Raw genomic sequence first — 25,625 nt, forward strand, 5'->3', positions numbered from 1 at the left:
TAATTTCAGGTCAATTAACGGTTATGGGCTAATGATTCCAAGTACTTCCGAAGCCCCTGCATGGCACTCGGTAGCCCTCGCGGAACTCGACCGGATTCTCCAGAGCCGGTTTCTGCGTGAGTCGAAGCAGTTGTGCGCCTTGCTCTCTCACGCCGTCCACGAAACCCTCGCCGGACGCGAAGATGGCCTCAAAGAGTACATTCTGGGCCTTCAGGTATTCAATCGCCCGCCCGATTACGACCCCCGCAACGACGCCATTGTCCGCGTCCAGGCCAGCCTGCTTCGTAAACGCCTCGCCGACTACTACGAGCACGAAGGCCGCGACTCCGCCCTCCACATCGAGTTACCGCGCGGCGGCTATGCCGTGCGCTTCATCGACGCTACCGATGCCAGCTTGAAACTCCTGCCGGCGGCGTTACCTGTGGCCGAAGAGCCGCCTGTTCAACAACTTGTCCGGGGACGTTACTGGCCCACTCTACTCACTGGCATGGCGTTGGGTGCGTTACTGCTGGCCCTGCCCGTGCTCTGGCTGACCCGCGACCGCTGGCCTCGCAAGCCGGAGTCGCCCGCGCTCTGGGGCTCCGTCATCGACTCCAAGGCCGAAACCGTCGTCAGCTTCGGGGTACCCCTTTTCTTCTCCGGAGGTATGGGTTTCTTTGTCCGCGACACCGCCGTGAACACGGTCACCGAGGATACGGGCCGCCTCAAGCACCTCTTCGACGCCTTCGGCTATACCTTCCGGCCCCAGGAAGACGTCTATACCGGTATCGGTGACGCCATAGGCACCCACTACGTCGCCACCTGGCTGCAGGAGCGCGGCGTCCACACCACCGTCGCCAACTCAAATTACCTGGGACTCTCCGATATCGAAGACAAGAACCTCGTCGTGATCTCGTCCGCGCGCTTCCAGACCCTGCTCCAGCAAATGAAGCGGCCCGACCTTTTCCCCTTTGATCCCGGGAACGATGGCCCCGGCAGCGGCTTTTCCGTCCCGAATCCCCTACCCGGCGAACTGCCCGTCTACCGGCCCACCGGCACCGTCGGCGTCAGCACCAGCTATGCCGTACTCAGCCTCTGGCCCGGCCGTCAGCCGCATACCCGCATGATCTACCTGTCGGGCATTGAAACCTGGGCCACCCAGGGCGCGGCCAATTACGCCATCGACAGGGATCGCCTCCTTGACCTCCAACGCCGCATCGATCAGGATCCGCCCAATGGCCCGCGCGGCAAAAAGAGCCCCTACTTCCAGGTGCTCATCCGGGTGGAAGGCAAAAACAACCGCGTCCGTACCTCCAGCTACATCACCCACCGCTACCTGCCCGCCAACTGATCCGCTACATCTTGGGCCGCAGGGCCGCATACACCATCCGCCCAAACCCGGCCACATCCAAGGGTCCGTCCGGTTCATTACCTGCCGCATACCCCGCCGTCTTCAACCAGCCCGCCAGAACCTCCGCCGTCAATGGCAAATCCGCCCCTTCCGCCGGTCCGGCCGCCTTCCTGCCTTCGTGCTGTAAGACCCGAGCCAGCTGAGCCGCCCCATCCCCTCGCGTCAACTTCTGCGTCTTCTCCGCCCGGTACCCCGCATTCAGTCCCCGTGCCCCCAACCACTGCAGGGCAGGGAAGTCCGCATCGGTGAACGGCAAATCCTCATAGAACGTCAGCACTCCGCGCCGTTCCGCCAGAATCGCCTGCAACCGCCGTGTCGGAACCCGCCGCACCGGCACCTTGTGCTCGATCGACAGATGCGCCGCCACTCCGCAAGCCTCGCCCAGCACAATGAACACCGGCTCCATTCGAAGCGCGTTGTAAGCCACATGGCTGCACGAGCACGCCACCGGCACCAGCAGTCCATCGATCTTGCGCGGCACCACCACCCCATAAGGGACCTGGAACGGCTCATGATCGACGAAAAAGTACCCCTCCCGCACGCCCGGATGCGCCGGATCATACTTGTGATGCCCGTGCGGATCGAACGCCCACTCGATCACCCCGATCGACGTCGGCTGCACCTTCGTCCGCTTCAACTCCGGATCCACTGTCCCGTCGTTCTCCGTCAGGACATACTCCCCCAGGATCCGCCGGCCCTGCCGGACATACACCTGCCGCGGCCTATTCCGGTTATTCACCCACTCATCCCGGTGCCAGCCGTACTGGCTTGCGTCCTTCCGCAAAGCCTCCGGCACCTCCGAATCGTTCTGCAGTAGCCAGATCATCCCTACGTTGTGGTCCAGATACCGCTGGTAGATCTTCTGCCGCTGCGCCGGAGTCGCCGTCGGCCAGGGCCAGCACTCCTCCGCCAGGTCCAGAGACTCGCGCGGAATCCCAGTGTCCGGATGCACGTGGTCGCTGTTCAGCTCAAACCGCCCGTTCGGCATCGCATAAACCTGGATCACCTCCCGGAACTTGGTAATGCGGCCGGCCCGGATATCCTCCAGCGTCAGCGCGTATTCATCCCGGTTGTAGCTCGCCGGCTTCTCGATCGGGATCCGCTTCTCCGGCACATTCGTCACATGCATCCGGAAGCAGTACGCCTGCGTGGCTTCGTCCGCCTCGCCAGTCGACCCCGGCAGCGGCGTGTTCTCGCGGAACTTCATGTAGATCCGCCCCGCGTGCGGCTCGTTATACTCCGCCCGGCTCTCCCGGCCGGTCTTGAACGGAACCCCGGCCATCGCCGCCAGGTCGCCTTCATACGTCGCATCGATAAACACGGCCGCCGTCAACTCCACCATCGCGCCCGGCGTCGCCCGGTCTTCCAGACAGATCGAGGTCAGCCTGTTCGAGCGCACCGTAGCCCGCTTCAGCTCATGGCTCAGCAGCAGCTTGATCCGCCCGCCCTCTCCACCGATCATGTCGTGGAAGATCTTCTCCGCCAGGCTGGCCTCATACCAGTACCCGTCCTTGCACAGCTTCACGTTCTGCAGCGCCGGATTCGCCTTGTCCTGCGCGGTGTAGGTCTCCAGCACGCGCCGCGTGAACTCGTAAAAGAGCCCACCCACGGCCTGCCGCTTCCCGATATCGGCGTTGGTCAATCCATTGGAGACGATCCCGCCGATATGGTCGGCATACTCGCTCAGGATGACGGAGCGTCCCAAACGGGCGGCGGCCACGGCGGCGCCGATGCCTCCAGGCGTAGCTCCATAGATCACGACATCCGCGCTCTGGCGCGATTGGGCCTGCAACAAGGCCGTGGCAGCGGTAAGAGGGAACACGGCCCTGCGGGTAATTTTGAATGGCATGGGGAAGGAATGGGTATCGTATCAGACCGTTCCCCGGCCGTGAACTCAAGGAACCTGACGCGTGCCATGGACGCCCCACACCGACATGCGTCCCGTGACATCCTGGATCCTCGTATGCAGCCGCTGAAAGCCGCTCATCGCCGGCTTCATCGTCACCTTGATCTCCAGGTCCAGCCCGTCGGCCCTCTCAGTCACCAACGAGGCAGCCGTGTCCACCGTACACGCCGTACTATCCAGTGCATTCGACGGCGTGCCCGGAGCCACCGGACCCAGGAAGAATCCTACGTCGGAGGAGTACATCCAGAACTGGCTTGCGGCCCGGTCATAGTGGACGAAGCAGAACGGCTGCTCGCCGCCCGTCTGGTCCACCGCCACCAGCAACTGCTCCCAGCCTTTCTTCAACCCGCCGAAGCCCTCCGGATCCGTCTCCGTCATGCGGAATGTCTCAACCGAACCGGCCCCCGACTGCTGGGTCAAACCTGGATAAAACACTGGCAGCGCATGCTGATTGAAAACGCCCCGCTGCACCCAGCCCGTATCGAAGTTGCCGTCGTCCATCGCGCGCAAATACAGATTTCTGTCTCCAGTCACCTTGAATCGCACCTGCGCATTCAACTGCAGCCGGTCTCCGCTGACATCCACGCTCGACAGCGCCGTGCTCAGCGTGCAGTCCGACCCCGTCAAATCGCTGGAGTTCACGCCGGCCTTCAGCGGGCCCACGAAGAACCCATACACATCGGAATAGAGCCAAAACGCCTGCCCCCGCACGTCATAGTGGACGAAACAGAAGGGCTGCCCGCCGCCATCCGGAGCCGTAGCCATCAGGAACTCTACCCACAGCAGCGACTGTGCTCCGCGCGCACCGCGATACACAGACTGAAACAGACCCGCCGTGCTGGATCCGCTGGCCGGCGTCACACTCAAAGCACTCGTCGACGGCACCAGCGTCGCGAACTCAGCCACCACTTTGCTCGCACCCGTCACATGCAGCGTCTGCGGATTCCCGCTGCCGCTCAACGCACCCTGGAAATCAGCGAAGACATACCCTGCGTTCGCAATACTCCTGATCTGCACATCCGACCCGGAATCGAAGTACCCGTCAGCCGCCGCTGGCACCGTCTGCACCGTACCCCAATCGACGGGCGACGAAGCAATGTCCAGCTTGAACTGCTGCTGGAAATTCGCTGTATACGTGGTGCCCACGCCAGGGACCACGATGGCATGCGTAGGCGCGCCCCCATCGCTCCAACTCCGCGCGACATAGCGATAGGAAGGTAGCACTTGGGCCGCGGGAATAGCGCTCAACGTGTGGCTGGAGCCCGGAGTCCAGTTGAACCCCTGAGGTGTCTTGTACTCCACCCCGTCGACGCTGTAGCCCTGGCCCGCCAGGCTGGTCGTGACAAAGTACGGTCCGGCAGCGCACGTCGGCCGGATCGCAAACAGTCCCTTCGCCGTCGTATCGTCCACAAACCGGGGAATCGGCGCTGTATCACTGGCCGTATTCACTGTCGACGACGGACCCGGCTGCGCGCGCACAGTCACCGCGCCCGGCAGCGTTCCAGTCGCATAGGAGATCCAAACCGGAAAATCCGCATTCATCGGCGCATAGCGCGGACTCGCCAGAATCTCCCAAACCGCCACCGCGCTGCCGTTCACGATATTCAGCGCGGCCACCGGTATCCCATCCAAAGTGGCAGTGGCCGGCACCGGGTTGAAAGCCCCGGTAGCCGAGGAGATCAGCCGCGCCTGGATCCCTGTATTCGCATTCGGCGCCGGTACTCCATTCGTGAACGTCACCGGCACCGTAGCCACATAAACAGTCACGCCCGCCGGCATGCCCGAAAGAACGGCCTGCAGCCTGGTCCCGCTATCGGCCAGACCCGCCCGGTTCAACTGGTTTCCAACCGGAAATCCCGGATTGTAGAAACCGCTCTCCGAAGAGAAGACAGTGCCCGGAATGTCTTGCGCCACAGGAGCAGGCGACGTATCGGCATTGATGAACGGTGCCTGGCTGCGAGGCTGGAATAGCCCTGGCCTCGACTGCGTGAACCGCAGCGTCGAAATCCTCTGGTTCGCGGTGCCGGTGCAGTTCGGCAGCACAGTGCCCGCCGCCGCGTCTGCTGGGGATTCCCCGTTGGCTCCCAGCACCGACGTTTGGATGTCCGTGAAGGCATAGCCGATCGTGGCGCTGATGGGATTCATCGTCACGCCAGTCATCGACACCACCGCCGTCACGAGTCCAAACGCAGACATCGGGCGCGGCGGCGGAAAGTGCACTGCATCCACCCGGATATTCGTGATCCGGAATCGCCGCACCCCGCCGTTGCCCGGAGGATCCAACGGCACGTTCTGGAACACCAGCGTGGTCGGCGACTGCAAGGTGCCCGCAAATACGTTCGGTCCCGGACTCCCTGCGATCCACCCGCACAGCGCCGCATCCGTAGCGCAGGCTACCTGATTCGCCGGAGCCGGCTCATCGATCAGCAGCAGCGATTCGGTAACGCCACCCACCGTCCGCCCCGTATAGTTCGTGTAAAACGACACCTGGACCACCACGTTCGGAACGGGACGCCCGGCCGCGGTCGGAGTCCCCCCGCTGCAGGCAATGACCAAATCACCAGCGAGAGCCGCATAATTGCTAGTCGTCAGGTTAGTTCCAGCGGGACTCTCCACCGAACAACTCACGCCCTGTGTCTGAGCCGCCGCGGGCAACCCCAACGCCACCAAGGCAATCCCGATCCACCCGGCAATTCTGAAGAACTGATTCGCACGCATATATGGAAAAACCTTCCTTCTACGGAACCTGGTGCGTCCCGACGAACTGCCACCCCGAATCGAGTTGCAGCGGATCCAGCGCCCGCATGTATACCTTCTTCAATCCCCGCATGACGGACTTCAGCGAAAGTTGTAGCTCCAACCCCTGGAGCTTTCTCCCCGCCAACACTGGGCCCGAAAGCGCCGTGCCCACCGAGCATGCCGAACTGTCCAGCACCGTCGAAGACGTCCAGGGCTTGACCGGTCCCAGGAAGAATCCAACGTCGGAGGAGTACATCCATAGCTCATCGCCCGCGCGGTCATAATGCACAAAACAGAACGGCTCCCCACCGCCGGACGGGTCGGCCGCGACCAGCAACTGCTGCCATCCAACCGGCGCGAAATAAACCGAAGCGTGATACGGGTTATAGAAGCTCAACCGGAACAACGGCTCGGCCCCCAATCCACTGGTCGGCGAGACAAGCATCGTGGGCGGCGGCATCGCCTCCTGGGTCCACGAGCCTTGCTGCACCCACCCCGTATCCGCCCCCGACGCGTCCATCGTGCGCAGGTAGACGTTCCTGGCGCCCGGCGTCTTGAAGAGCACGCTTGCATGTACGGTCAATCTCGCGCCATTCACCGACGGATAAGAGAGGCTTGGATCCAGGGCGCACGAAGACCCCTGCAACGCGGCCCCCTGGTCCCCTGGCGCGACAGGCCCTTGGAAGAATCCATCGATGTCGGAGTACAACCAGAACCCGCCGCCCTGCACGTCATAGTGAACGAAACAGAAAGGCTGGCCCCCGCCATCGGGCGCCGCGGCGATCAGCAGTTGTACCCAGCTCAGGCTCTGGGCGCCACCTGAACCCTCGTAGGTAGCCAGGAAGTTCGCCTCCGGCCCGGAACCGGAAGCGGGCGACACGCCGATCGTCGAGGACACCGGGCCCGCCTTGACGAACTCCGCCGCGACGCTGTACGCCTGCCACATCGTCAGCGTGGTCGATTCCAGCGGCTTCGAGCCCTCCGTCGTATAGCCGCTGAAACTGTAAAGCGGATTCGTCTTCGCCACCAGCGTCACCATTTTTCCGGGGTCGTAGTACCCGTCCGCCGAGGCGGGCGTCCGCGTCACCGTACCCCCGCCCGCTGGAGTCACCTTCACATCCAACAGAAACTGCTGCTGGAACGCGGCCGTGTAGGTCGTCGGAGTCACCGGGACGGTTATCGTGTGCGTCAGCGCACCTCCATCGCTCCAGCCAAGGAACGACTGCCGTACACCTGGGCCGGCGGGGATTGCTCCGGCCACGCTGATCGCGTGTGTGCTGCCCGGTTGCCAGGGGAACGGCTTGGGCGAAGTATAGGTCAGCCCGTCCACCGTCACCGGTTGGAAAGCGGGTGATGTCGTGACCAGGTATTGCGTGCTTGGGCACATGTCCAGGATCGTCAGCAGGGGCAGCGTCGCGGAGTCCTCTGCAAAGCGCGGCAGCGGTGCAGTCTCGCTGGCGCTCGTCTCGTCGGACACCGGCGCCAGGCGAAGTGTGACGTTGGCTGTACCCAACCCGGCTACATTGCCAGGGAAGGAGATCCAAACCGGGAAATCGAGGTTCCCCATGGCCGCAGGCGCGCCGTTCAGCACCTCCCAGACCGCCGTGGCCCTACCCTGGCTGACCGTCAGAGCCGCCGCCGGCAAGCCATCCAGCGTCTCGGTTGCCGGCACAGCGGCGAATGCACCCGTCGCGCTCGCGGTCAAACGAGCCTGCTCAACGCTATTGGCGTTCGCCGCCGGCGCCCCATGGTCATAAGTCACGGCCAGCGTGGAAACGTAGATCGTAACCCCTGCCGGCAACCCTGTGAAGGTTGCTTGTACACGGGTTCCGAAGTCCGCCAGCCCGGCCTTGTTCAGACCATGAGTCGAAGGAAACTCCGGGTTGTAGAAGCCCGATTCTGTGTGATAAACGGTGCGCGGCGCCGCCTGGGAGGCCGGAGCGCCGGGCGCACCGGTCACCGCGTCGTACGTCCAGTTCGGCCCTTGAAAGGCAGTCGCGAACAGCTCGGAAAACCGCAGGTTCGCAAAGCGCTGCCTGGTCACCGACGTACAGTTTGGAAACTCGATGCCGGTAGGACTGCTCACCAGGGCATCGCCATTCGAGCTGCGAATCTGCGCTCGCATGGCCGGCTGTGTGACGCCGGTCAGCAAACCTGTGCCGCCCTTCACCGTGATGCCGGATAGCGAAATGTTCACTGTGACCGCCTTCTGGTCCAGGCTGCCGGGCGGCGCCAGAGTGGTAACATTCACGCGCGCGTTCACAATACGAAACACCCGTTGCGCGAAATCTCCAGGTGGATCCAGGGGGACTCCGTAGAACGCAATCGCATTCGGCGCCAGCACCCGCCCCTGAAACACATTCGCGCCCTTGCTGCCGCCAGTCCAGCCGCACAGGCTCACATCGGTCATGCAAGGTACTTGTGCTGGCGGCTCCGGATCGTCAATCAGCAGTAAGGTTTCGGTCAGGTCGCCCGTCCGGCGGCCCGTCTGGTCCGCATTGAAGTACAACAGGATGTCTCGAGTCGGCACGGCCTCACCCGCCGGCGTGGGCGTGCCGCCGGAGCACAGAATTGCGAAGTCGCCCACCCGCGCGGCAATCTCTGAGGCCCGCAGTCGAGGAACAGGGTCGGGCATGGCCAGGCATCCCAGCGGAGTAAACTGCCCGAACGCTGGACCCATCATCGCGGCTACCAGGCACGGCAGCACCGCTCGCCAGCCCGGCCTTCCCAACCCAAACCTCTTCTCGGAATTCATGGAATCCTTCTGCCGCGGCGCCCGCACAGACGGCCACCCCGGCCTGCCCGTCTACGGCACCTGGTGCGTCCCGACAAACTGCCACCCCGAATCCAGTTGCAGCCCATCCATCGATCGCATGTACAGCTTCTTCAGCCCCTGCATCGGCTGCTTCAGTGAAAGCTGCAGATCGAGTTGGAAGCCCATCCAGGAATAATCGGACGGGCGCGATTGGGCCGTATCCACTGAGCACGCGGAACTGTCCAGCAGAGTCGAATACGTCCGTGGCTTCACCGGCCCCAGGAAGAACCCAACGTCGGAAGAGTACATCCACAGCCCATCGCCGGCCCGGTCGTAGTGAACAAAGCAGAAGGGTTGCCCTCCCCCTGTGGAGTCGGCCGCCATTAGAAACTGCACCCACCCCAGCGGCGCGGATCTCCAGTCCAAGCTGAACGGGTCCGACATACCCAGTTCGAAGGACGGTGTGGCTGCTCCCCCCGCACGTCCATTGAGACTCATGAACGGGGCCGGCAGGACCTCTTGGGTCCAGGTGCCTCGCTGGACCCAGCCCGTGTCCACTCCCGCCATGTCCAGCGCCCGCAGATACACATTCCTCGGTCCGGCTGTCTTGAACAGCAGTTTCACCGGCACGGTCAACCTCGGCCCGTTACTATACACGTACGTGTAGTTGAGACGATCCATGGCGCAGGAAGAGCTCTGCAAACCCTCTGTGGAGTAGCTCGCAGGCACCGGGCCGCGGAAGAACCCCTCCACGTCCGAGTACATCCAGAACATCCTGCCCTGCACATCGTAGTGGACGAAGCAGAACGGCTGCCCGCCCCCGTCCGGCGCCGCGGCCAGCAGCAATTGCACCCACCTCAGACTGTCCGCGCCCTGCGAGCCTTCATATGTCGCCGAAAAATCTACAGCAGGGCCGGCACCCGAGGCCGGCGATACGCCCACAGTGGATGAAACCTCTCCAGCCTTCACAAACGTGGCTGTCACCCGCTTCGGCCCCGACATACGCAAAGACTGATCGTAGTAGCTCGTGTTCACGTCCCCTGAGAAGCCCGTGAAGCTGTACAGCGGATTCAAGCTGGCCGTGATCTGGACACTCGTTTCCGGATCGTAATAGCGGTCCGTGGAAGGCGGAGTCAACGTCCCCGTGCCGCCCGCCGCAGGCGTCACCGTCAGGTCCAGCAGATACTGCAATTTGAATACCGCCGTAAAGGTGGCAGGGTTCGGCGGCACCGTGATGGTATGCGTCAGCGCCCCTCCGTCGCTCCACCCCAGGAAACTCCGCCGCACTCCGGTACCCACCGGAACCGTCGCCGCCACGCTGATCGTATGAGTGCTGCCGGGCTGCCAGGGAAACGCTTTCGGCGATGTGTAGGTCAGCCCGTCCACCGATACGGGCAGAAACGCCGGCGAAGTGGTCAGCAGGTACTGCGTCGCCGGACACATGTTCAACGTCGTCATCAACGGCAGCGTGGTAGACGCGTCCACAAACCGGGGCAGCCAGGCCGTGTCACTCACGCCCGTCTCACTCGAAACCGGACCCAGCCGCATGGTGACGCTGGCCGTGCCCAACCCCACACTATTGCCCGGGAGGGAAATCCAAACCGGGAAATCGAGGTCCGCCATCGCGCCCCGATTCCCTTTCACAATCTCCCAAACTGCGATTGCCGATCCCTGCGTGATCGGCAACGCCGCTACCGGGATCCCATCTAGGGTCTCGCTCGCCGCCACCGGTGCAAATGCGCCCGTGGCACTCGTGATCAGCCGCGCCTCCTCGGCATTACCCGAGCTCGGGGCCGGCACGCCATCGGTATACGTGAAAGCCACGGTAGAAACGTAAATCGTCGCCCCGGCCGGCAGCCCGCTGAAGGTCGCCTGCACGCGCGTCCCGGAGTCCGCCAAACCGGCTTTATTGAGGTTGTTGGTCGCGGGAAAGTTCGGATTGTAGAAGCCCGATTCACCGCTATAGATCTCCCCGACCGTAGCCTGCCGGTTCGGCGTACCCGCGGCGCCAGTCACCGGATCATACGTCCAGTTCGGTGCCTGCAGCGCTGTCCCGAACTGTTCGGAAAACCGCAGATTCGCAAAGCGCTGCTTGGTCACCGTGGTGCAGTTCGGGAATTCCACCCCCGTCGGACTGTTCACTGTCGTATCGCCGGCCGCATTTCGCACTGCGGCCCGGATGGCCGTCTGGGCATAGCCGATAATCAACTCCGCACCCTGCTTCACGGTCAGCCCCGTAGCCGTGACGGAGGCTGTAGCGATTGTCGGAATCAGAGTGGCGGAAACCGGCAGCTCCGATGCGTTGATGCGCATATTCGCGAACTGGAATGCCCTCAGCTTGAAATCGCCCGGCGGATCCACCGGGACTCCATAAAACGCGATCGCATTCGGAGCCAGCACCTTGCCCTGGAAGACATTCACCCCCGGACTGCCGCCCGTCCAGCCGCAAGTACTGGGATCGCCAGTGCAAGGAACCTGCGCCAGTGGCCCGGGCGCATCGATCAGCAGCAGCGACTCCGTGAGAGCCCCCGCGATCCGCCCCGTGTAATTTGCATTGAAGTACACCTGGAAGTCCACGGTAGGCACTGCCTGCCCGGCCGGTGTCGGCGTCCCGCCCGAGCAGGTCACCACGATCTCTCCGATTCGGGCGGAGATCTCGGAAGCGCGCAGGGGCAGAGAATACGCCGCATTGGCGATGCACTGCATCGGCGTCGACTGTCCGAATGCCGTCGCGGCCGTGCACAGCAGCAGGCCCAGTAGACCCGCCCACACTCTGTCTGGCCGTCGAACAAACCTCTGTCCACCAGTCATGAATAGATGCCTTTTCTCAAATGAATCGTCACCGCCAGCGTGTTCAGTCCAAACGGACCCACGGTGCCCCCTACGGCACCTGGTACGTCCCCACCTGCACCCACCCCGTATCAATCTGCAGCGGATCCAACGTGCGCATGTACATCTTCTTGAGGCCCTGCATCGCCGGCTTCAGCTTGAGCGTCACGTCCAGGTTGCCGTTAGTCGACGGGGTGTTGCCAAGGCCCGAAAGCGCCGTATTGACTGAGCACGCCGAGCTGTCCAGCAGGTTCGAACCTAACCGCGGCGTCACCGGGCCCAGGAAGAACCCTACGTCGGAGGAGTACATCCACAGCCCATTGCCCGCCCGGTCATAGTGGACAAAGCAGAACGGCTGCCCTCCGCCCGTCGGATCGGCGCCGATCAGGAACTGCTGCCACCCCAGGGGCTGCCGGAAAAAGTCAGACGCATATTGATTAGTGAAGGTCAAGGCGAACAGCTGGTCCGTGGCGCTGCCGCTGGCCGGAGAGACTGACATCGGCAGCGCCCAGTACACCTCTTGATTGAAGGTGCCGTGCTGAACCCACCCCGTATCCACGCCCACCTGGTCCATAGTCCGCAGGTAAATGTTTCGTGCACCTGCTGTCTTGAACAACAGCGCAATTAGGACCGTAAGCCGCGCTCCATTTGTGCTCGTCCGCGCATAGATCGCATCCAATCCACACGCTGAGCCCTGCAGTTTCGCCGACACCTGCCCCGGTGCCACCGGACCGCGGAAGAACCCATATGTGTCCGAATACAGCCAAAACGCGTTGCCTTGCACGTCGTAGTGCACGAAGCAGAACGGCTGTCCGCCACCATCCGCAGCCGCGGCCAGCAGCACCTGCGCCCACTTCAGGTCCGAAGCCAGCTTCGACCCTTCGTAAGTCGCCACAAACTGGACCACCGGGCTGGAACCCGACGCTGGAGAGATCCCGATTGTGGAAGAGACTGGCCCCGCGCGGATAAACGTGGTCTTGACACTCCGCGGCCGCTCCATGAAAACCCAACCCGACAACTCGTTCGTCACCACATCGCCCGAGAACCCTCCGAAGCTGAAGCCAGGGTTGATCGTGGCCGCCAACTGCACCCAGGTATCCGGTTCGACATAGCCTTCCATGGGAATGGGCGTTGTCTTCACGCTGCCACCGTCTGCCGGCACCACTTGCAGGTTCAGCAGATACTGCATCCTATACTCAGCCGTGAACGCGGTTGGCCAGTCAGGCACGGTAATCCTGTGTCCCCGTGCCCCGTTGTCGCTCCAGTACATGAACGACAGGCGCACCCCCGGTGCGGTAGGGACCGCCTCCGCCACTTCGATGGTGTGTGTGCTTCCGGGCTGCCACGGGAATGCCTTCGGCGACGTGTACGTCTGCCCGTCTACCACCACGGGCAGCAACGCCGGTGACGTGGTCACCAGGTACTGCGTGCCGGGGCAGGCGTCCAGAATCGTCACTAGCGGCAGCGTCACCGGTGCGTCTGCATAGCGCGCCACCGGAGCCGTGTCGCTCGCGTTCGTCTCCGTCGAAACCGGCCCCAGGCGCATCCTCACACTCGCTGTCCCCAGTCCCACGGTCTTTCCGGGGAACGAATTCCAGACCGGGAAGTCGACGTCGGCGTTCGAATTCGCATCGCGCCCCACAAACTCCCATACCGCCTTTGCCGTCCCTTGTGTCACTGGCAGCGCCACCACCGGAATTCCCTCCAGGATCTCCGTTGCCGCCACAGGCGCGAAGACGCCCGCCTCGGAGGCCGTCAACCGTGCCTGGTGCTGTCCGTTCGCTGCCGGTGCCGGCATTCCGTTGGTGTAGACCACCGCCACCGTCGACACATAGATCGTCGCCCCCGCCGGCAGGCTGGAAAAGTCCGCCCGGAACCGCGTGCCAAAGTCCGCCAGACCCGCTTTGTTCAGGTTGTTCGTCGCCGGGAAGCTCGGATTGAAGAACCCGGACTCCGTGTAGTACTGCACCCCCAGCGCAGCCTGCCCATCGGGCGCGCCGGCGACCCCCGTCACGGCGTCGTAGGTCCAGTTCGGTTTCTGGAACGCGGAGTTGAACCGCTCAGAGAACCGTAGGTTCGCCACTCGGTGCTTCGTCACCGCGGTGCAGTTCGAGAACTCGATCCCGTTGGGGTTGTAGATCGTCCAACCTCCGCCGGCGCTGCGCAATGACGCCTGCATCGGCAGCTGAACATAGCCCACCTGCAAGGGATAACCAGCCGGGACGAAGCCGTCCATACTAATGTAGGCATTCACAGGCGCCGGCACCGGAGAATCCGGTTGCAGATAACCCGTGGCATCTACACGGAGGTTGGTGATGCGGAACACCCTGGCCGCCGAACTACCGGTCGGGTCTCTCGGCACCCCATGGAAGACGACTGCATTCGGCGCCAGCACTCTGCCCTGAAAGACATTCGGCCCCTTGCTCCCGCCGGTCCAGCCGCACAGGCTCACATCGGTGGTACACGGCACCTGAGCTGCTGCCGGCGGCTCGTCGATCAGTAGCAGCGATTCTGTAAGGTCACCCTTGGTTCGACCCGTGTAGGTACCATTCAGAAACACCAGTATGTCCACCGTAGGCACGGCTTGGCCTGCCGGCGTGGGAGTTCCGCCCGTGCACGTAATGAGGATGTCGCCGATTCGCGCGGTAATCTCGGTGGCTCGCAAGGGCAACCATATGCTGTGATTGCCCACGCACTGCACCGGCGTCGACTGCGCCCAGACCGGCGCCATCGTCGCAACAGCCATTACGAACCCCGCCACCCACAAACCCTTGCCATCTCTCATCAAGCTCATGCGTGCCTCATGTCGTTCCAGATCTGCCCCGGAGTCGCACCCCCTACGGCACCATGTACGTCCCCACCTGCCGCCAGCCCGAGTCGATCCCCAACGCATCCAGCGTCCGCATGTACAGCTTCTTCAATCCGCGCATGGGCGCTTTCATCGTCAGCGGCAGCGTCAGGTTTAAACCAGAGGACTGAGGAGTCGCCACACTCGCCAACGTGTCCAGCCAGCACGCGGAACTATTCAACTGCGCGGAAGCCACCTGCGGCGCCACCGGACCCAGGAAGAAGCCCACGTCTGACGAATACATCCACAACTGATGCCCGGCCTTGTCATAGTGGACGAAACAGAACGGCTGCCCGCCGCCCGTGCTGTCCGCCGCCACCAGGAACTGCGCCCAACCCTTGTCGAAGTCGCCGATCGCCCCCGCACCCGAGATGGAGAGCGAAAAAGTCTGCTGGGAGCCCGCCCCGAAATTCGGGTATGCACTGAGGTGACTCTCGACCGGTGCCCCCTGCACCCATCGGCCCTGCCGCACCCACCCGGTGTCGGAAGCGTCGGTCTCCATCGCCCTCAAGTACACATTCCGCTCGGCCGCGATCTTGGAAGTGACGGCCAGGGTCAGTTCCAGCATCTGTCCGCTCGCCTGGACGCTCGATTGAGCCGTACCCAACGCACAGGCCGAGCCCTGTAACTCACTCGAAGCCACGCCCGGCTTCACCGGCCCCATGAAGAACCCGTACACGTCGGAGTAAAGCCAGAAAGCGCCGCCCGCCACGTCATAGTGAATGAAGCAGAACGGCGCCCCGCCGCCATCCGGAGCCGCCGCCGACAACACCTGCACGGCGCTGATCGACCGGTAACCCTGCGCCGCCTGGAACGACGCCTTTAGCGTCACCCATGCCCCGCTCATAAAACTCTCAGCCAGCGCGGGCACCACCGGCGTCTTGCCGTTCCGCGCAAAGATCGCATTCACCTTCCGCGCCGCCTGCATGGTCACCTGCTGCGGACTCTGCGTCCCGCTCAGGTCCCCCGCGAAACCCACAAACGTATATCCGGGGCTCGGCACCGCCTGCAAGGTAACCTGTGAATTGTTGCCCGACGGGTAAAAGCCGTCCGCTGACACCGGGCTCGCCTGAATACTGCCGCCACCGGCGGGAATCACCGCCAGATCCAATTGATAGTCGGTCGGCACATCCACTACATAGGTGGTTGGCGCGGCAGGCACCGTAATCGTATGCGTCGGTGCGCCCCCGTCGCTCCACACGATCCGCTGGCGTCTTGTCGGGTCAGTCGTCTGCGGCGGAAGAATCCCCTTCAACGTGTGGGTGCTGCCCGGTTGCCAATTGAAGTACGCGGACGTGTTGTAACGGATGCCGTCTACCTCGAAGTTGGTGAATATGGGAGTATACGGTCTCACCACATACGCGCCGCCCGTGCACGCCGGTCCCACGGTAAACAGATTCAGCGCCGCTCCGTCGTCCACAAACCGTGGAATCGATGCCACATCATCCGCCGACCGCACACTCGACACCGGCCCCAGTTGCAGCTGTACCGTCGACGTACCCGCCACGGCGCTGCTGGCCGTAAACGACAGCCAGAGTGCGAATTGTGCCTTCTCCCCCGCCAAACCATTCGAGGCAAGCACTTCCCATACCGCCACGGCCGTACCCTGGTTCACCGCCAGCGCGGCCACCGGTATTCCCCCAATCGTGGTCGTCGGCGCCGCCGGAACAAACACCCCATTCTCCGTGGTCACCAGGCGCGCCTGGAATTGCCCGGCGCCGTTCACCGCTGGAACCCCATTCGTATAGGTCACAGGGACCGTCGATACATAGAGCGTGACGCCCGGCGGAACATCCGGAAACACAGCTCTCAACCGGGTGCCGGCATCGGCCAATCCCGCCGTATTTAGCCTGTTCACCGCCGGGAAGGCCGGAGCAAAAAACATCGATTCCGACCCGGACAGCAAGCCCGCCACATTCTGCGCCACCGGTGGCGGCACAGTCTCCGTATCTACAAAAACCGAATTCGTCCTGGTTCGAAACGTACCTCCAAGCAGGGCCGTGAACTGCAGCACGCCCAACGCCCGTTGCGACACGCTAGTGCAGTTCTGCAGCCAGAGGCCCCCTGTCGCATTCAGCGGGAATCGCCCTGTCGTTTCCAGTACAGTTGTGCTGATCGGTGGCTGCACGTCCGCCACCAGCAAGGTCCCTGAAACACTGTTGGGCCCGGTCATCGTCACCGATGCCAGTACCTGCCCGCCCGAGATCACCTGCGGGCTGAGTCCCGACGCGTCCACCCGCAAATTCGTCATCCGGAATGTGCGCGACTTCCCGTCGCCCGGAGGATCCAACGGCACCCCTTGAAACGCAATCGCACTCCGCCCTAGCACTTTCCCCTGGAACACATTCGCGCCCTTCGCGCCCCCGGTCCAGCCGCACGAAACCGGATCGCCCGGACAAACCTGCTGATTCTGCGGCGCCGGGTCGTCCACCAGCAGCAGGGCCTCCGCCACCGCCCCAGACGTCCGCACAGTCACATCCGTATTGAAATACAGTTGCAAATCTACAGTCGGAACTGGTGCCCCCGCCGCCGTAGGCGTTCCGTGCTGGCACGTCACCATGACATCGGCCACGGCAGCCGTGATCTCCGTCGCACGAATCGTCCGTGACGGTCCCACTGAGCTCCAACAGGAAAGCGGAAAAGTCTGGGATCGGACAGGCAGCGAACTCGCCATCAAAAGAAACAAAACACTGGCGAATCCGGGTGTCCACGCGAGGCGCGCACCGGGGATCGGAATTCGTGTCGGCATATCCCCCACAGGAAATGAAAAACAGTAAGTCCGCCGATTGGCGGATGACCGAAGAACTAATATACTCCTTGGGGTTGAATCACCGCTCGTTTGAGAGGCTGATTTTGTGCAATCGCAAGGTGCTTTATTGCGCTCCGCCCCCCCGCCCCCCATAATTGTGAATTCCATCCCCAGCCTGCTTACTTTGCGGTAAGTCAGTGCCATCCATCCACATAGGCGGAATCTAATGCATCTCCATCGACTACGTCTAAATCCCATTCCGCATTTCGTCCATCCTGGCCCGGGAATTGCTTATGTGCCACAAAAAAGGGGCGGACCCCCGGTCGAGCATCGCCCCGCCCAGCCGGCAAAGGCACTCTGCTCTCGAACCGGAAATCCGCCCCCTTGCGCAGTTGCGCCTTGGCCCGTTAAGGAACCTGGTAAGTCCCCACCTGCACCCAGCCCGAATCACGGCCAAGCACGTCCAGCGAATGCATGAACATCTTCTTGGCCCCGCTCATCGGTGCCTTCAACACCACCGGAACCTTCTCCTGCAGCCGGTCCGCCAACTGAGTGGCCGTCGCATTGGCCACATCCAGCGAGCAGGCCGAACTGCTCAACAGGTTCGACGCCGTGCCCGGCGCCACCGGACCCACAAAGAATCCGACATCGCCTGAGTACATCCAGAAGGTGTTCGCCGCCCGGTCATAGTGCACATAGCAGAACGGCAGTCCGCCGCCCGTACTATCGGCCGCGATCAGGAACTGATACCAGCCCTTCGAGATCCCCGTGAACCCTGCCGGATCGACATAATCCAATGTAAATGTCTGCGACGATCCGGCCGGAGTCGCCTGCGCCACCCCGAACTGCTGTGCCGGCGAAGCCGCCTGCGTCCACGTGCCGCGCTGCACCCACCCGGTGTCCGTTCCAAGGTCGTCATACGCCCGCAGGTAGACATTCCGGTTGCCGGCAATCTTGAATTCCGTGCGCAGATTCAACTGCAGCGTCAGCCCGTTGCCCGTCGCCGTCGATTGCAGCGTGCTCAGGGCACAATCGGTGCCCGCCAGGTCGGCCGAGTGCGCGCCCGCCGCAATCGGACCCGCGAAGAACCCAAACGTGTCGGAGTACAGCCAGAACGCCTGGCCCTTCACGTCATAGTGCACCAGGCAGTAAGGCTGCCCGCCGCCGTCCGTCGCCGTCGCCACCAGCATCTGCACCCACTTCAACGACTGGTAGCCCAGGGACCCCTGGTAAACAGCCTGGAACGTCGGGCTCGAGCCCGACCCCGTCGCCGGCGTCACGCTCACCGTGGAGGTCAGCGGCAGGAGAACCGCAAACTCAGCCGTCACCGTCGCCGGGGCTGAGAGCTGCAGCGTCTGCGGATTCGTGCTGCCCGTCAAACTCCCCTTGAAGCCCAGGAACTTGTACCCCGAATTGGCCGCCGCCGTGACCTGGACGTTCGTATTCGCGTCATAAAATCCGTCCGCGGATGATGGGCTGGCCGACACCCCGCCATACTGCGCCGGAGTGGCCGTCGCCGTCAGCTTGTGCTGTGTCTTGAAAAGCGCCGTATACGTCGTCGGTGTCCCGGGAGCGCTAATCGTGTGCGTCAGCGCGCCGCCATCGCTCCAGCCCAGCGCCACCGCCCTCGTATTGGCGCCCGCTGCCGGTGTGCTCATACTCAACACGTGCGAACTGCCCGTCGCCCAGTTGAACTTCTGCGCCGTCGTGTAAACATAGCCATCCACACTGAAGCGCACCCCGTTACCCGTCGTCGATGGACCCACCGTATAGGCCCCGTTCGCGCATGTCGGCTGCAGGCTGAACAGCGGCTGCGTCGTGCCGTCGTCCACAAAACGCGGAATCGGCGCGTCGTCGCTCGAGGTACGGTCGGCTGACACCGGAGCGAGTTGCAGCCGCACCTGCGCCGGGTTCAGCGTCGAGACATTCGCCAGGTACGAAATCCACACCGGGAAGTCCACGCTCGTCGGAGTATTGCCCGCGAACTGGATCTCCCACACCGCGGTCGCATTGCCGTTCGTGATCGTCAGCGCCGTCACCGGGATCCCGTCGATGATCGTTGTCGCCGGCTGCGGAGCGAACGCCCACCGGTCCGTCGTCACCAGCCGCGCCCGCACCTGTCCCGCGCCGTTCGCCACCGGGTTGCCCTGCGAATAGGTCACCGGCACCGTACCCACATAGACCGTCACACCCGTCGGCAGTTGGCTGAGTGTCGCCTGGATCCGCGTTCCATACTGCGCCAAACCCGCCATGTTCATATTGCCCGTAGCCGGGAAGTTCGGATTGTAGAAATCCGAGTCTGAGCTGTAGACCGTATTCACCAGGTTCTGCGCCGCCGGCGTCGACGAGACATCCGTAGCCGTAAACGCTGCGATCGTCCGCGCCAGCAGCGAAGGGCCAATCGGCGTCACCCGCAGGTTCGCAATCCGCTGCTGCGTGCCACCCGTACACGTCGGCAGCCCCGCACCCGTCGTTCCGTCTACCGGAGCCGAACTCGTCGCGTCCATCACCTGCACCGTCACTGCCGCCGCCGCGTTCCCCACCACCAGGTTCGGGTTCTGCACCGAAACCGTGGTCATGCTCACATTCGCCGTAATCGGCACGCCCGCGGGCGGAGTGGGCACCGCAATCGCCGACACATCCAGCCGCACATTCCGGATCGTGAAGCGCCGCGTCCCGCCATTGCCCGGCGGATCCAGAGGAATGCTGTAGAACGCAATCGCATTCAACGCCGGAGACTGCGATGGAAACACGTTCGGACCCTTGGTCCCGCCAGTCCATCCGCACTGCGTCGGATTCGATGTACAGGCTACCTGGCTCGCCGGAGCCGGCCGGTCGATCAGCAGCAGCGATTCCGTGAACGTCCCCAGAATGCGCCCTGTGTAGTCCGTGTTGAAGTGCACCTGCACGTCCACCGTCGGCACAGGACTGCCTGCTGCCGTCGGCGTCCCGCCCGTGCAGGTAATCTCAATCTCTCCGATCAGCGCCGCAATCTCGCTGGCCCGGATAGGCCGCGTCGTTGATGTGCTGGCCGTACACGCCAGCGGACCGTTCTGCGCCGCCAGTGGCCCGGCGCTCCCGCAAAGTAAGAGCGCAGCCCAAGCCGCCGCCTGTCCAAGGACTCCGAAGGCAATTGTTGATCGTTTGTTGGAACGCACAAACCCCACCCGATATTTTGATTTGCGGCGCACGTGACCCTCCAGTGCGCCGACAAACCAATATAACGTCTCGCCGGGAGCGGCGGGGGCCGGGACCAGGCCTCTCAGCAACTGGTCCCGCAGGCTACTCGATCGTCGAAAGCTGAATCGCCGACGGAGCCGTATTCATCCGGAATACCCGCTGCGTCGCCTTCACAAAATCCTCGGCCTTCGCATCCTGGATCTTCATGAACTTCTGCGGATTCCGGTCGCCCAGCGGATACCACGAGCTCTGCACCTGCACCATGATCCGGTGCCCTGTGCGGAATGTATGGAAAATGTCCGGCAACTCGAACGCCACTTCCGCCATCTTGCCCGGCGTGAACGCCTCCGGCTTGTCGAACCCCTTCCGGAACTTGCCCCGGAACGGCTCGCCGCGCACCAGCATCTGGTAGCCGCCCATGCGGATATTCTCCGGGTTCGGCTGCGGATCCGCCGTATCGTTCGGGAATACGTCGATCAGCTTCACCACCCAATCCGAATCCGTGCCCGTCGTCGACACAAACAGCGACGCCTTCAGCGGACCAGCCACCCGCACATCGCCTTCCAGCGGTTCCGTCTGGTACACCAGCACATCCGGACGCGCCGCCGCGAAACGCTGATCATCGGTCATGTACGCATACGACATGCCGTTCGTGATGTACGGCGTAAACGGCACCGGCTTGGCCGGATCGCTGACATACTCGTCAAAGGCTTCGGTCTTGTCCGCCGGCTGAACCGGGCCCAGCTTGCCGCCCGCCTGGAAATACATCGTCTTCCACTTGGCTTCCTTGGGCGGCCAGGCGTCGAACTTGTGCCACTCATTGCGCCCTGTCTCGAAGACATACGCCTCCGGCAGCTTGTCGCCCTCGCCCTTCCCCTTCAGGTGATACAGGAAAAACGGATACTCGATCTCGTCCTGGAAGAACTTCGAGGTGTTCGACGCAAAGCTGATATTGCCCAGCTTCGTGCCGTCCGTACGCGCCCACCCGCCATGCGACCACGGCCCCTCCACCAGCATGTTCTTCGCGCCCGGATTCTGCGCCTCCGACGTCTTATACAGGTTCAGCGGACCAAATACATCCTCGGCATCGAACCACCCGCCCACGCTCATCATCGCCGGCTTCAGGTTCTTCACATACTGCCGCAAATCACGCGACTTCCAGAATTCGTTATATGTATCGTTCTGCGTCAGCTCTTTCCAGAACTCGGTCTGGCCGTGGAAATACTTCTCGTCGTAATTCGCCAGCGCACCCGTGCGCAGGTGGAAATCATACGAGTCCGGAGTCTTCATCTCCACCCGCTCCAGATTCGGCCCGTCCGGCGGATGCGAACGGCCGAAGCCCGAAAAGAAATTGAACGCATGCGCCAGGAACAGCACTCCGTTGTGATGGAAATCGTCCCCGATGAACCAGTTGATCACCGGAGCCTGCGGCGAAGTCGCCTTCAGAGCTGGATGCGACTCCACCGCCCCCATCGCCGCGTAAAAGCCCGGATATGAGATCCCGTACATGCCCACCCGCTCGTTGTTGTCCGGGATGTTCTTCACCAGCCACTCAATCGTGTCGTACGTGTCGCTCGGCTCGTCCACATCCTTCGGGCCCCGCTTGTTGGGATTCACCGGACGGATGTCCATGTACTTCCCTTCGCTCCGGCCCTTGCCGCGCACGTCCTGCCCTACGAAAATGAACCCTTCTTTCACGAACTTCTCGCTGGCCGGCCCCAGGCGCGTGCTGTAGTTCTCAGACCCGTATGGCCCCACCGTATAAGGAGTCCGCATGAGCAGGATCGGATACTTCTGGCTGTGGTCCTTCGGCGTGTAGACCGAGGTGAACAACTTCACCCCGTCCCGCATCGGGATCAGATATTCCGCCTTTGTATAATGCTCGCGGATATACGCGCGCCGCTGCTCCGGCGTGCTGGCCGCCGCCGCCGCGGGCGTCTCCGCCGGTGGGGCATTCCTGCGGGCTTGCGCCATCAACACCAGCGGCATCGCCGCCATCAGAAGTACACTTCTCAGTCTCATGGCTCCTCTACGCTCTAAATAGGGCAAACATCTTTAACGCACTCAGCATGCTGGTCTCCGACATCCACCGGCCCAAACCAGTCGACGACATCAGCACCAGCAATAAAATAAACCCAAAACGGCTCAGCTCGATATACCAGAAAGCAGGGATGCGCGCCGCCAGCAAAAACTTCGAGCCATCCAGCGGTGGAATCGGGATCATGTTGAACAGCGCCAGAAACAGGCTCAGGTAAGCGGCCCGGAACAGGATCTCCGTGCCCGCATGCCAGAATGAACCCACCAGTGCCAGGACTAATGCAAAAATCACATTGCTGCCCGGCCCCGCCAGGGCCACCATCAGCAGGCCATTGTACCCGCCCTTCAGCTTGCTCGGGTTCGTATTGACGGCCCGCCCCCAGCCAAAGAAAATGCCGCCGAAAATTGAGGAAATCAACGGCACCACGACAGTGCCGATCCAATCCACATGCGCCAGCGGATTCAACGTCACCCGGCCCTCCAGGCGCGGAGTGTCGTCACCAAGCCGGTCGGCTACCCACGCATGCGCGAATTCATGGGGTGTGGTGAGCAGCCAGAAAATCAGGACATCTAGCAAGGCTTGGACGATGTTCGTGGGCATCTCCTATCCATGCTACACGCCGCGTCGCCCTGAACGGGACAATCCGGCGATCGCCAGCCCAAGGATTGCCTGTTAGTGAATCGCGTGCCGCGCCATGCTCGGTACGATGCTCTCCGCGCTCGCACCCTCCGCGCGCAGCTTCTTGCGCGTCTGTTTCGCGCGGTACATCCGGCGGTCCGCTTCCGCCAGCAACTCTTCCGCATTCTGGCCATCGGCCGGGAAGAACGCCGCACCCACGCTCAACCCGATGAACTTGCAGCCGCATGCCTCGACGCCTGCCGCCGCAGTCGCCTGGTCCAGGGCGAGAATCTTCTTGATGGCTGCCTCAGTCGACAGGCCCGGCGCAACCACCACAAATTCGTCACCGCCCATGCGCGCTACATAGTCCGTATCCCGGCACATTGCCCGGAATCGCGCCGCCACCTGGCTCAGCACCTGGTTGCCGGCCAGGTGTCCGTACAGATCGTTCACCTGCTTGAAGCCGTCGATGTCGCAAACCAGCACCGCAAGCCCTGCGTTCGATGCCCCCACCCTGGTCATCTCCTGGTCCAGGTGCACGAATAGCGAGCGCGCATTGGGCAGCCCCGTCAGGTAATCCGTCGTGGCCGACGACTCGGCTTCCTTGTACTTGATCGCATTCTCGACGGCCCCCGAGATCTTCGAACTCACGGCCATCAGCACCCGCAAATGGTCCTTCGAGAACGAATCCCGACCCGACTTGTACAGCGCCAGCACACCCAACACCCCTTCCGCTGTCTCCAGCGGCACCGCCAGCGCCGAGTTCAAAATGCTGAAAACCTTCGGGTCGTTCAGGTAGCCCGGTTCCACCGAAGGGTTGCCATTCAGAATCGGCTTGCGGTTCTCCGCCACCCACCCCGACAGCCCCTGGCCCATCGGAATCGTCAGTGAGCTGAAGACCTTGGCGTCCTCCCCGCTGACATACTCCGGCAGCAGGACCTTGCCCCGCAGGACATAGACGGCCATTCCGTCGTACGGCACCATGCGCTTCAGGCGGCCCGCCATCACCGACATCGTCTCCTTCAAACTCAGCGAGTTGCCCAGGTTCTGCGCCAGTTCGTAGATCGCCTGCGCCTCCTGCCGGGCTGCCGCAATCGAGGTGAGGAAATCCTGCTGGCGGCCGCCGGCGGGCACGCTGGCCTGCTCCGCATTCTCTCCCGGCGTCGAAGGCTCGCTGCGATCCTGCTGTGTTTCCGCCTGAATCGGCTCAGTTGCGAAAATGGGCGCCGCCCCCTGCACCTTCGCTTCCAGTTCATTCATCCTGCGGGCCAGCAGTTCCACCACCGCCGGATCGTAGCTCTTCCCCGACTCCGAGATCACCACCTGCAATGCCTCGGTCAATGGCAGCGCCCTGCGGTACTGCCGTTCGCTCGCCAGCGCATCCAGACAATCTACCGTCGCCAGGATCCGGGCCGCCAGCGGAATCTCTTCCCCCTTCAGCCCGTTGGGGTAGCCCGTTCCATCCCATTTCTCATGATGCGACCGGACAATCGGCACGACCGGATAGGGAAACTTCACCCGCTCCAGGATCTCCGCGCCTACCTCCGGATGGACCTTCATCTTCTCGAACTCCTCGAAGGTCAACTTCCCCGGCTTCGAAATGATGTGCTCCGGCACGGCGAGTTTCCCGATGTCGTGCAACAACGCCGCTGCCCGCAACGCTTCCAGATCGGATTTCGGCAGGCCCATCTCCCGCCCAAGCTCAATGGCGTACACCTGCACCCGGTGCAGATGCCCGTTCGTCGCATGATCCTTGGCGTCGATCGCCAGCGCCAACGCCTCAATCGTTCGCAGGTGCAGCGAAGCCATTTCCTTCGCATGATCCTTCTCCGACTCCAGCTTCTCCAGGTACAGGCCGTAAGCGCGGAAAACGATATACACCACCGGCAGGCACAACAGAGCCGTCAATTCGCCCATCGACCGGCTCAGGAATCCAAATGAGGCCGCCAGCGTGGCGCCCACCAGATAATAAGGAAAGCACCAGAAGTAACACTCCCGCCAGATCGCTGCCGGCGAGCGCTGCTCCGTCAGTCCGATCACCAGCGCCACCGGAGCCGTGTTCGCGAAAAAGAATACGCCCGATGACGCCCCCAGGCGTACCGCCCAAAGACTCGGATCCTGCAGCGACGCGGCGTGATACACAAAGTCCGTCGCCCCCACCGCCACGGCCGTCGCACACACGTTGAACGCCACCTGGATCGCCGTCGGCCGCTTCATCGCATTCCAGAAGCACTGCACCAGCGTCGCCCCGGCGCCCGCGATCAGAACCTCCGGCAAAGTCCGGTTCACCACGCCAATCAGCAGGAATAGGAAGTGCAGCGAGATCGTGCCCGTCACACCCGGCAGCCGCAGCTTCATGCCCGATGCCACCAGCGTGATCGCCACATACAAGCCCAGCCGCACCAGGTTCTCCGGCCGCCAGGTGGCCAGGGCCTGCACCATCACCACCAGCCCGGTCGCCAGCACAGCGGCGATGTAGATCCTGGCCCGCGTGGTCATGCGCGATCTTTCCCGTCACCAGTTTCTATAGACATGTAGAGACACCGGCGTCTGCCTTACCCTTCGACGGTTCT

At 62.9% G+C, this 25,625-nt stretch carries 11 protein-coding genes; 1 reads left to right on the top strand and 10 read right to left on the bottom strand.

What is annotated here, in order from left to right:
• Positions 1-31: 31 nt before the first annotated feature.
• Positions 32-1,330: a hypothetical protein gene (locus tag ACR9Y2_RS27675; RefSeq protein WP_435045112.1), complete on the top strand. Its 1,299-nt coding sequence runs from the start codon at positions 32-34 to the stop codon at positions 1,328-1,330.
• Between the two features lie 4 nt (positions 1,331-1,334).
• Here ACR9Y2_RS27675 and ACR9Y2_RS27680 read toward each other — a convergent pair whose 3' ends face one another.
• The 10 genes from ACR9Y2_RS27680 to ACR9Y2_RS27725 form a co-directional block, all read right to left on the bottom strand.
• Positions 1,335-3,239, bottom strand: coding sequence for an FAD-dependent oxidoreductase (locus tag ACR9Y2_RS27680; protein ID WP_435045113.1), 1,905 nt, complete (start codon positions 3,237-3,239; stop codon positions 1,335-1,337).
• Between the two features lie 45 nt (positions 3,240-3,284).
• Complete coding sequence (locus ACR9Y2_RS27685) at positions 3,285-6,014, bottom strand: hypothetical protein (RefSeq protein ID WP_435045114.1); 2,730 nt, start codon at positions 6,012-6,014, stop codon at positions 3,285-3,287.
• Positions 6,015-6,033: 19 nt separating this feature from the next.
• Positions 6,034-8,790, bottom strand: a complete 2,757-nt coding sequence (locus ACR9Y2_RS27690) for an InlB B-repeat-containing protein (RefSeq protein WP_435045115.1) — start codon at positions 8,788-8,790, stop codon at positions 6,034-6,036.
• A 51-nt stretch (positions 8,791-8,841) separates the two neighbouring features.
• Positions 8,842-11,601 carry an InlB B-repeat-containing protein gene (locus ACR9Y2_RS27695; protein WP_435045116.1) on the bottom strand — a complete coding sequence of 920 codons (2,760 nt, stop codon included), beginning with the start codon at positions 11,599-11,601 and terminating at the stop codon, positions 8,842-8,844.
• A 70-nt stretch (positions 11,602-11,671) separates the two neighbouring features.
• A complete protein-coding gene (locus ACR9Y2_RS27700) occupies positions 11,672-14,413 on the bottom strand; it encodes a hypothetical protein (RefSeq protein WP_435045117.1) in 2,742 nt (913 codons plus the stop codon).
• 43 nt (positions 14,414-14,456) lie between these two features.
• Entirely contained in the window at positions 14,457-17,084 is a 2,628-nt protein-coding gene (locus ACR9Y2_RS27705) for an InlB B-repeat-containing protein (RefSeq protein WP_435045118.1), read from the bottom strand.
• Positions 17,085-17,623: 539 nt separating this feature from the next.
• The gene (locus ACR9Y2_RS27710) at positions 17,624-20,407 is read right to left on the bottom strand and encodes an InlB B-repeat-containing protein (RefSeq protein ID WP_435045119.1); all 2,784 of its coding nucleotides are present in this window, start codon (positions 20,405-20,407) and stop codon (positions 17,624-17,626) included.
• Positions 20,408-20,498: 91 nt separating this feature from the next.
• Complete coding sequence (locus ACR9Y2_RS27715) at positions 20,499-22,418, bottom strand: CocE/NonD family hydrolase (protein WP_435045120.1); 1,920 nt, start codon at positions 22,416-22,418, stop codon at positions 20,499-20,501.
• Between the two features lie 7 nt (positions 22,419-22,425).
• A complete protein-coding gene (locus ACR9Y2_RS27720; RefSeq protein WP_435045121.1) occupies positions 22,426-23,034 on the bottom strand; it encodes a site-2 protease family protein in 609 nt (202 codons plus the stop codon).
• A 72-nt stretch (positions 23,035-23,106) separates the two neighbouring features.
• A complete protein-coding gene (locus ACR9Y2_RS27725) occupies positions 23,107-25,551 on the bottom strand; it encodes an HD domain-containing phosphohydrolase (protein WP_435045122.1) in 2,445 nt (814 codons plus the stop codon).
• Positions 25,552-25,625 lie beyond the last annotated feature (74 nt).

This window comes from Paludibaculum fermentans (assembly GCF_051172195.1).
Lineage (GTDB): Bacteria > Acidobacteriota > Terriglobia > Bryobacterales > Bryobacteraceae > Paludibaculum > Paludibaculum fermentans_A.

Coding starts and splice junctions, on each gene's coding strand:
- ACR9Y2_RS27675 (WP_435045112.1), top strand. CDS start 32: ATGATTCCAAGTACTTCCGAAGCCCCTGCATGGCACTCGGTAGCCCTC.
- ACR9Y2_RS27680 (WP_435045113.1), bottom strand. CDS start 3,239: ATGCCATTCAAAATTACCCGCAGGGCCGTGTTCCCTCTTACCGCTGCC.
- ACR9Y2_RS27685 (WP_435045114.1), bottom strand. CDS start 6,014: ATGCGTGCGAATCAGTTCTTCAGAATTGCCGGGTGGATCGGGATTGCC.
- ACR9Y2_RS27690 (WP_435045115.1), bottom strand. CDS start 8,790: ATGAATTCCGAGAAGAGGTTTGGGTTGGGAAGGCCGGGCTGGCGAGCG.
- ACR9Y2_RS27695 (WP_435045116.1), bottom strand. CDS start 11,601: ATGACTGGTGGACAGAGGTTTGTTCGACGGCCAGACAGAGTGTGGGCG.
- ACR9Y2_RS27700 (WP_435045117.1), bottom strand. CDS start 14,413: ATGAGCTTGATGAGAGATGGCAAGGGTTTGTGGGTGGCGGGGTTCGTA.
- ACR9Y2_RS27715 (WP_435045120.1), bottom strand. CDS start 22,418: ATGAGACTGAGAAGTGTACTTCTGATGGCGGCGATGCCGCTGGTGTTG.
- ACR9Y2_RS27720 (WP_435045121.1), bottom strand. CDS start 23,034: ATGCCCACGAACATCGTCCAAGCCTTGCTAGATGTCCTGATTTTCTGG.
- ACR9Y2_RS27725 (WP_435045122.1), bottom strand. CDS start 25,551: ATGACCACGCGGGCCAGGATCTACATCGCCGCTGTGCTGGCGACCGGG.